Consider the following 8,534-nt stretch of genomic DNA (forward strand, 5'->3'; position numbering starts at 1 on the left):
GGTGTGCACCGTGCTGCTGAACGTCTGGAACGGCCCGACCTTTGCGGTGGTCCACGCGCTCGTTTCGCCGCGCATGCGCGCAACGGCCACGGCAATCGTCTTTCTTGTCATGAACCTGGTCGGACAAGGCTTCGGGCCGCCCGCGATCGGCCTGCTGAGCGACGTGATCGCGTCGCACCTATTTGCCGCTGGAGATTTTCAGGCAATGTGCCATGCGGCGCCAAGCGGTGCCCACGGCGCCGCGGTCTGGCACGGCCCGGCCGCGGTGGCCTGTGCGCAGGCATCGGCAAAGGGCCTGCGCTACGCTATGCTGGCAATGAGCGTGATCTTCGCCTGGTCGGGGCTGCATTACTTTCTTGCCAGCCGGCACCTGGCCCGGCGAGCTGACAGGCGCTAAACGCCAGCGGGGCACGCGTAGCCCCTCTCCGGCGGCGATGCGACCCCGCTCCATTGGCGGCAGGCTAAACGTGGACCTGCGCAATGACCCGGTCGACCCGGCGTCCGACGGACTGGCGCGCGCCGCCCGCCTAGGCGTTGCAACCACGTACGAGGGCGCCGAAGGGCTGATACGCCTGCCGGTGTTCGATGACATCGACTTCGTCTTCGACGCCACCTCCGCCAGCGCAGACGTAAAGAACGATGCGCTGCTGCGCAAGCTCAAGCCGGGCTTGCGCCTGGTCGACCTGACGCCCGCGGCGATCGGCCCATACTGCGTGCCCAGTCGTCAACCTCGACGCGCATCTGGACGCGCCGAACGTGAACATGGTCACCTGCGGCCGCCAGGCCAAGATTCCCATCGTCGCGGCCGTGTCGCGCATGGCCGAGGTCCACTACGCGGAGATCGTCGCCTCGGTCAGCAGCAAGTCAGCCCGCCCGGGCACCCGCGTCAACATCGACGAGTTCACCGAAACCACATCCAAGAGGCCCATCGAGGTCGGTGGCACGGCCTGGCAGTTGCTCAGCTCCAGCTCACGAATCCTGCGCCAACTCCTGTGCCTGCCGGCGTGCGCCTCAGGGGATAGTATGCAAGCTACGCACCGTCACACCGTCTAGCGCTCCAGCTGCCAAAACCCAGTTCAAGATCTCCGACGAGCCTGACTGCAGCGCGCTTTGCGGCAGCTCCCGGAGCCTCTTGGCGCCCCCATCGACCATTGCTGCTAGGACCTCCCTGTCCAGATCCTCGTCCACCATGAAGTGGCTCAGTCCTCCAGAAGCCACGATCGCGACTCGTGCGGATTCCAGGTAAAGAAGAACACAAGCGATGCACAGCAAACTGTTTGAAGCAGCCCTTGGCGTAAGCGATCGTGGTTCGTGCGGGAAGTCGATTTCAATGCGGAAGCCAAGACGTTGACGATCCAGATTGGCTTTGTCGCTGGCAGCCGCTTTCCCCACCCAGAGGTCGCTGGTGCTCACCCAGTTCACGACACGGTGACCAAACGCTATCGGCCCCTGAACTTCTTCCAGCACGACTGCTATCTGGAAGTCCGCACGCCCCGCGTGAAGCTTCCCGACGGCCGCGTGGCATTGGTCGAGCCGGACTGGGCCGGCAAGCTCTCCGGCTTCACGTTGCTGTTTGAAGCCATGGTGGTGGGGCTTGCGCAGCAGATGCCATTTTCTGCTGTAGCCAGAACGGTGGGTGAGTCGTGGCATCGTGCGGACGCCATCTGCGAGCGCTACGTCGACCTCGCGCTGGCCGAGCTCGATCTGTCTGGCACCACCGCTGCCGCCGTGGCGCCCGAGGCCATCGGCGAAGTCACGCGCGCCGGCCAGATCTTCAAGTTCTTTGCCGGCGAGGCGCTGCGCCTGGGCGGCGAGATCCTGCCGTCCGTGCGCCCCAGACTGACCGTCGAGGTCACGCGCGAGCCGCTTGGCGTGATCGGCCTCATCACGCCATGGAACTTTCCCATCGCGATTCCTGCGTGGAAGATCGCGCCCGCGCTGGCGTACGGCAACTGTGTGGTGTTCAAGCCCGCCGAACTGGTCCCCGGCAGCGCGTGGGAACTCGTCAATATCCTGGTCGAATCCGGCCTCCCTCAGGGCGTGCTCAACCTGGTGATGGGACGCGGCGCGGTGGTCGGCGAAGCCATGGTCGCGTCGCCCGACGTGGATGCCATCAGCTTTACCGGCTCCGTCGCCACCGGCAGCGTGATCGCCGCGCGCTGTGTGGCGTCGGACAAGAAATTCCAGCTTGAGATGGGCGGCAAGAACCCGATGGTCGTGCTAGACGATGCCGACCTCGACGTCGCGGTGGAAGCCTGCATCAACGGCGCGTTCTATTCGACCGGTCAGCGCTGCACGGCATCGAGCCGCCTGATCGTCACCGACGGCATCCATGACCGCTTTGTCGAGGCCATGCGCAACCGGCTGGCCGGGCTGCGCATCGGCGACGCGCTGTCGGCGGATACGCAGATCGGCCCCGTGGTCGATGCGCGCCAGCTCGAACAGGATGTGCGCTACATCGCCATCGCGCGCGAAGAAGGCGGTACCGTCATCGGTGGCGAACGCCTGGAACGCGCCACGCCGGGCTTCTTCCTGGCGCCGGCACTAGTGACGGGCACGACGGCGGACATGCGCATCAACCGCGAGGAAGTGTTCGGTCCCGTGGCCTCCGTGATCCGCGTCAAGGACTACGATGAAGCGCTGGCCGTGNTACGGTGAAGACCGCGTATATCCACGCTGGGCAGGTTTGAACTAACCGAACACCTCCGCTTACACCTGGCGACCCAGTCGCCTGAGCGATCCCATCATGACCGGCCGGAATTTTTGAGAAGATTCGTTCAAGTATTTCGGCCGGTTCGGTTCGCTTGAGTGCAAGGCACACTAATGATTTTGGCAGGATGTAGCGGCGGCGCTGAGGCAGCGTTCCACCACGCTCGTTCCACGTCCTGCTTCTGTTCAATCACCCCGCCTCATTGCTTTTCTCGCGCGCGTGCAAAACCAGGCGATCGAGCAGGCGATCGAACTGCTCCTGCTCGACGGCATCGAGGCAAGAGAGAATTTCGACATTACGGCGCTCGATCAACGTCATCGCCCGTCGCCAGATCTGCTCCCCCTTGGCTGTCAGTGTCAAGACGACACCGCGCCCATCGATGGCACTACCCGCCTTGCGCACCAGCCCCTGATCGACCAGTGACTGCGCCGCGCGGCTTGCCTGGCCCTTGTTCAAGTTTGCATTGCGCGCCAGGTCGTTGACCGACATCGGACTGAACGAACCGATCGCGGCCAGGCAGCGGCCCTCGTGCATTGGGATACCCACCTCAGCCTCGTAAGCCAACTGGGTGACGCGGTCTGTGAGCTTTGACAGCGTGTGAAGGCGGTGCGTCAAGGTGCGATCAAGGGCAACGGGAATCGATCTGGATGTCACAAGCAGCAACTCGTTCAGGGTAAAGGCTATTCGGCAACAGGGCGGGACCTAGCGGGCATCACCAATGTCGCGCAGGAAGTGCTGATAACGACGCCTCAATGTAAACGCACGATCGCATTTATATGGTTGCGCACGCAACTAGTATAAACCCCGATAGGGGCGGGCGTTCATCTGACACATACTAGTTGCGTGCGCAACCAACAATAACGGTCGCCGCCTGGAAGATCCAGGACACGAGGACCCTTGGGCACAGACGGTAACGCGACAAGGCGCGTTCGTTATCCAATACGTCTGCTGGCGTATGGCGCCGCAGGAGAAGCCCCCATGAGATCACCCAACGAACTTACCCACCCTGCAAGTGATGCATTCACTGCTCACTCGCGCCACCGTGACGCCCAAAGCCGCCAGATCGTCGCCAAGGTGTCGCGTCATCTGCTGTGGTTCCTATTCTTGCTGTTCGTGGTCTCGTTTCTCGACCGCATCAATATCGGTTTCGCGGCGCTCACCATGATGAAAGACCTGGGGCTCTCCGGTACCCAGTTCGGCCTGGCCACCACGTTGTTCTACCTTGCCTACATCGCCTGCGGCGTGCCGAGCAACGTTGTTCTGGCGCGTATTGGCGCGCGGCGCTGGATTGCCGCCATCATGATCGCCTGGGGGCTGGCCTCCACGGCAACCATGTTCGCTACCGACGCGACGACTCTGTATTGGCTGCGTATGCTGGTGGGTGTCACCGAGGCCGGCTTTCTGCCTGGCATGCTCCTGTACCTGACGTTCTGTTTCCCGGCCGCCTACCGGGCACGGGCCAACGCTCTGTTCATGATCGCAATGCCGGTCACTGCCGCCTTCGGCTCGGCGATCTCGGGCGTGGTCTTGGGCCTGGACGGGCTATATGGGTTCAAAGGCTGGCAGTGGCTGTTCCTGCTCGAAGGGCTGCCGGCTTCCGTGCTTGGCCTGATCGACTTCGGGCACCGTTCTTAAGTTTTCGCTGGCCTACTTCTGTCTGGTCAACAGCCTGGCAATGGTGGCCGTATGGACGCCTCTGATCGTCAAGAGCTTTGCCGGTGAGGCCAGCAACACCGCCATCGGCCTGCTGGCCGCCATCCCGCAAGTGTGCACGATCATCGGGATGATCTGGTGGGGTCGGCGCTCGGATCGCACCCAGGAGCGCCGCTGGCACACCGTGCTGCCAATGCTGTGCGCGGCCATGGGCTGGCTGCTGACGGCCGGGTCATCACAGCCGGCGATGCAACTGCTGGGCGTGTGCCTGGCATCCACCGGCGCCTACACCGCGATGTCGATCTTCTGGACGACACCCGACCATGCCTTGAGTTTCGGGGCGCGCGCCTTGGGCATTGCCGTCATCAATGCGACCGGCAACATTGGATCTGCCCTCAACCCGCTGGTAGTGGGGTGGCTCAAGGATATGACACACAGCTTCACCACTGGCCTGCTCTACGCGGCAGCGCTACTGGTGGTGGGCTGCGCGGTCTTTCTGATTCTTCCGATTCCCGGGGCGTCGAAGGTTGCTGCCTGACGGCAAGCATCACTGTCCCGTTCGCAAGTCGAGATCGTCGGTCTTGATCCGGCACACCCGACGTCCCTCTTCCTGACAGGAGCCACGCTAAATGCATCAGCCCGAAACCGAAGTTCGCCCGTCGATCTACTATGACTACCGTGTTTTCAACCCCTGGCTACCCTCGTCCCATCCAGCCCAGGAACGCAAGAAAGTCGTCATCGCCGGCTCCGGTCCGGCGGGCATGGTCACTGCGCTCGAACTGGCCCGCCACGGTGTGCCCAGCGTTGTTATCACCTCGGAGTTGCAGGTATCTCAAGGCAGCCGGGCGATCGTGTTCACGCGCCGTTCCATGGAAATCCTGCAGCAGGTCGGCGTAGCCGGATACATGACAGAGAACGGCCTACCCTGGCGCTTTGGCAACTCGTATTACCGAGGACAACATGTCTTCCGGATGGAGGCCCCGCACGACCCGGACGACCGCTTCTTCCCCATGCTGAATATCCAACAGCAATACATGGAGGAATACTTGTTCAACGCCTGCGCCGCCAACCCGTTGATCGACTTCCGCTGGGGCAACAAGGTCGTCTCAGTCGAGCAGCAGGCTGATTTTGCCCGCGTTGAGATCGACACCCCCGAAGGCCCCTACACGCTGGAGACGGATTGGCTCGTCGCGGCCGACGGCGGTCGCTCTGGCATTCGCGCCGCGATGGACCTGAAGATGGAAGGCGCCTCTTATGAGGGTCTCTTCGTGATTGCCGACATCAAGATTGATCTTCCCCTGCCGACGGAGCGGCTGGCGTTCTTCGACCCCGACTGGAATCCCGGCAACACGATTCTGATGCACCGCGAGCCGCACGGGATCTGGCGACTAGACTATCAACTGCCTGTCGGGGAAACACCCGAGGAGGCACTCAGACCCGATTCGCTCAAGGCCCGCATCGATGCTCAACTAGCGATGATCGGATACGCGACACCCCTTGGGAGGTGGATTGGTGTTCCGTCTACTCGGCACGCACCTTGACACTGCCGGATTATGTACACGCCCGCGTCATCTTCACCGGCGATGCCGCCCACCTGCTGCCAATCTTCGGCGTACGCGGCGCAAATACTGCCTTCCAGGACGCGCAGTCGCTGGGCTGGCACCTTGCCTTCGTCATCAAGGGGCTGGCCGGCCATGAACTGCTGGCCAACTACAGCACTGAGCGTGTCGGCGCTGCTCGCGAAATCATCGAAGAGGCTGGCAAGAGCACACGCTTCATGACGCCCCCCAGTGAAGGTTTCCGCTTGCTGCGTGACGCCGTGCTGTCGCTGTCGCTCAGCGAGCCATTTGTGCGACCGCTGTATCACTGGCGCACTTCGCGACCGCACGAATATACCGATTCGGCGCTCAACAGCCCGGGGGACGACAACGCGCTATTCGCGAAGGGCCCTGCGCATGGCGCCCCGCCCCAAAACATTCGCCTGGCGGCCGACGATTTCCTGCTGGATCATCTAGGCGGTGGCTTCGATCTGCTGTACTTCACCGATGCTCCGGCCCTGCCTGATCCGCTTCAGGCAGTCGTGGGAGCGGCCCGTTCCCGCGGCGTACCACTGCGGGTCATTGCCGTTGGCGCCGCGCAATCGGTGACCGGTGCCGACCTGACCCTTGAAGACGCAAATGGCCATTTCCGGCAGCGCTATGGCGTACAGGCCAGCGGCGCTGCCTACCTGCTGCGCCCCGACCAGCACGTATGTGCCCGCTGGCTGACGCTGGATGCGACCCGGCTGCAAGCTGCTCTGCACACGGCCTTGCCTCAGTAAATCCCTTCAGGAGAGTCCCCATGACTACCCATCCCAAAGCCCTCACCATTGCCGGCCTGGAGTCGGTCTACGATGTCCTGGCGAGTGCCATCGATCAGGCTGGCGCGGACAAAACGGAGTTATTCCTGGTCAAGCTGGCGCTGCTCCACGCCAATGCGCTGGGAAACCCTCAGCAATTCCAGAAACATGTGCAGGTCGCATTGCAAAGCCTTTGAAACACGCCAAGCCTGCTGAAGTCGGCAGGCTTTGAGCTGCAGCGCGTGGCTACCTCGCCTCGTAGGTAAGTTTGACTGGATCCGGCTGACCGAAGTGAAAAATTGAGTGGAAGAACCATACAATAAAGTCGTATAAATTTAGAACCAAATTAAACCTTGACGGCAGGTCCGACATCATCCGTCATGGCAACGCCGGTAGCAGCCTCGCAGGCGCGGCGCACCTCCTCCGTTGTCCCGCATGAAACGGGAAATGCCTCAACAACCTGCCCTATCTCGGATGAGCTTCGTAAGCAACGCGCGGCAAGCCCTTCGCAAAAAATTCGTGCGCGTCGCCACACGGTAGCGGAATCCCCCCTGCACTCGCGGGCTCGCGCAATACACCTTTGGGATCGAGCCCCTGTGCAACCGCCTCCATATCGCGGAAGTACTGACGACGGATCATCGCGATGCCGGCATCGCTGACCGCAAGGTTTTCCCGGGTCCGATCAGCAACGCGTCCCTGCCCCCACCAGGCGATGATGTCCTGATTGATCACGTGCGTATTGATCCAGCAGCCCGTACGACGATCCGCCACCGGGGCGTGCCAGCTCGGAATACTTTGTTGCACGTAGGGTTCGGACTCGTGCGGAACGCGGAGATACGACCACGTTACGTTGAGCGTATTCTCGTCGTCGACCGGCACGCGCCATTCGAAATGCTCACCGAGATAGAAGCCGTTCGGCCAGAGACAGACACGGCCGATGGTCCAGAGCGGATGAGATTCATCGATATCCTCGGTAATACGCCGGTAAACGAAGCCATGCTCGAACTCATCGAACGCCATCTTCACATGCTCCGGCGCGTGGTCGTGCTCGCCGCGCAGACGGCGGCCCCAATTGGCATGCATCCATTCGAAATGGAGCGGGTCGATCGAATTTTCCTGGGCCTGTACCCAGTTACAGGGCACCTGTGCGAAGGCGATTTGCACGAAGCCGTTTGGCCAGTGGAACGGCGCCCAGTCCGGTAGTTGCGGTGCGGGCTGCGGGCCGAGATAGGCCCACAGGAGACCAGCATGCGCGCGCACAGCATAGGCATCCATGAGAATCCGTTCGCGCAGCGCGCCTCGCGGGGCAACCCTGTCCTGATAGGGTTGGGCCAGGCATCGGCCGTCGCGGCCGTAGTGCCAGCCGTGATAGTTGCAGCGCAAACCGTCCTTCTCGACAAAGCCGTAGGCGAGATCGGCACCGCGATGGGCGCAGTGTCGTTCGATCAGGCCGTAGCGGCCAGTCAAGTCCTTGAACAGCACCAGATCCTCGCCGAGCAGACGTATCGGCTTGATCGCTTCGCGCTCGAGCTCGTCGACGCCGGCGACAGGATGCCAGTGGCGCCGTAGTACTTCGCCCATCGGTGTGCCGCGCCCCACCTGAGTCAGTTCCAGATTCTGTGCTTTCGTCAACACGTTTTAAATTCCTTGATCCGAGCCGAACAAATTTGGGAAATATTTAGCCAAACTAAATAGTTACAGCGAAATCACGTAACTGCTCAATAACCCGGGGCAATCCCTCAGGCGCTGCGTCGCCCCTGACCGGATGCATCGGGCCAGGATGCAGGCGACGCCTTCTGGCGGGCGGCAATAGATTTCGGTTGTAAACCGTAG

6 protein-coding genes and 4 pseudogenes are annotated in these 8,534 nt (G+C 62.1%); 8 read left to right on the plus strand and 2 right to left on the minus strand.

Annotated features, from left to right (window positions below):
- From DN412_RS43690 to DN412_RS44290, 4 genes and pseudogenes are all read left to right on the plus strand, one after another.
- Positions 1-397: pseudogene (locus DN412_RS43690) on the plus strand (MFS transporter); the annotation flags it as partial.
- A 91-nt stretch (positions 398-488) separates the two neighbouring features.
- Positions 489-942 (plus strand): annotated as a pseudogene (locus DN412_RS41375) (acetaldehyde dehydrogenase); the annotation flags it as partial.
- A gap of 319 nt (positions 943-1,261) precedes the next feature.
- Positions 1,262-1,731 (plus strand): annotated as a pseudogene (locus DN412_RS44285) (helix-turn-helix domain-containing protein); the annotation flags it as partial.
- Positions 1,729-2,658, plus strand: a complete 930-nt coding sequence (locus DN412_RS44290; protein WP_244223085.1) for an aldehyde dehydrogenase family protein — start codon at positions 1,729-1,731, stop codon at positions 2,656-2,658. The pseudogene DN412_RS44285 and the gene DN412_RS44290, both read left to right, overlap by 3 nt.
- A 241-nt stretch (positions 2,659-2,899) precedes the next feature.
- On the opposite strand, the gene DN412_RS41385 is transcribed toward DN412_RS44290, so the two are convergent.
- Positions 2,900-3,325 carry a MarR family winged helix-turn-helix transcriptional regulator gene (locus DN412_RS41385; protein WP_341868108.1) on the minus strand — a complete coding sequence of 142 codons (426 nt, stop codon included), beginning with the start codon at positions 3,323-3,325 and terminating at the stop codon, positions 2,900-2,902.
- A 363-nt stretch (positions 3,326-3,688) separates the two neighbouring features.
- Here DN412_RS41385 and DN412_RS45340 point away from each other — a divergent pair, with 363 nt between their 5' ends.
- From DN412_RS45340 to DN412_RS41400, 4 genes and pseudogenes are all read left to right on the plus strand, one after another.
- Positions 3,689-4,345: an MFS transporter gene (locus DN412_RS45340; protein ID WP_244223082.1), complete on the plus strand. Its 657-nt coding sequence runs from the start codon at positions 3,689-3,691 to the stop codon at positions 4,343-4,345.
- A gap of 40 nt (positions 4,346-4,385) precedes the next feature.
- The gene (locus tag DN412_RS45345; protein ID WP_244223083.1) at positions 4,386-4,901 is read left to right on the plus strand and encodes an MFS transporter; all 516 of its coding nucleotides are present in this window, start codon (positions 4,386-4,388) and stop codon (positions 4,899-4,901) included.
- 91 nt (positions 4,902-4,992) lie between these two features.
- Positions 4,993-6,683 (plus strand): annotated as a pseudogene (locus tag DN412_RS41395) (FAD-dependent monooxygenase).
- Between the two features lie 20 nt (positions 6,684-6,703).
- Positions 6,704-6,898 (plus strand): DUF2783 domain-containing protein, encoded by a 195-nt coding sequence (locus DN412_RS41400; protein ID WP_115216797.1) that lies wholly within the window; start codon positions 6,704-6,706, stop codon positions 6,896-6,898.
- Between the two features lie 268 nt (positions 6,899-7,166).
- Here DN412_RS41400 and DN412_RS41405 read toward each other — a convergent pair whose 3' ends face one another.
- Positions 7,167-8,336: an aromatic ring-hydroxylating oxygenase subunit alpha gene (locus DN412_RS41405; RefSeq protein ID WP_244223084.1), complete on the minus strand. Its 1,170-nt coding sequence runs from the start codon at positions 8,334-8,336 to the stop codon at positions 7,167-7,169.
- Between the last annotated feature and the right edge of the window lie 198 nt (positions 8,337-8,534).

Origin of the sequence: Cupriavidus lacunae, assembly GCF_003353055.1 — a bacterium.
In the GTDB taxonomy this organism is placed as follows: domain Bacteria; phylum Pseudomonadota; class Gammaproteobacteria; order Burkholderiales; family Burkholderiaceae; genus Cupriavidus; species Cupriavidus lacunae.

What these genes read in the sequence shown, in the direction of transcription:
- DN412_RS45340 (WP_244223082.1), top strand. Translation starts at nt 3,689, where the DNA reads ATGAGATCACCCAACGAACTTACCCACCCTGCAAGTGATGCATTCACT.
- DN412_RS45345 (WP_244223083.1), top strand. Translation starts at nt 4,386, where the DNA reads ATGGTGGCCGTATGGACGCCTCTGATCGTCAAGAGCTTTGCCGGTGAG.
- DN412_RS41400 (WP_115216797.1), top strand. Translation starts at nt 6,704, where the DNA reads ATGACTACCCATCCCAAAGCCCTCACCATTGCCGGCCTGGAGTCGGTC.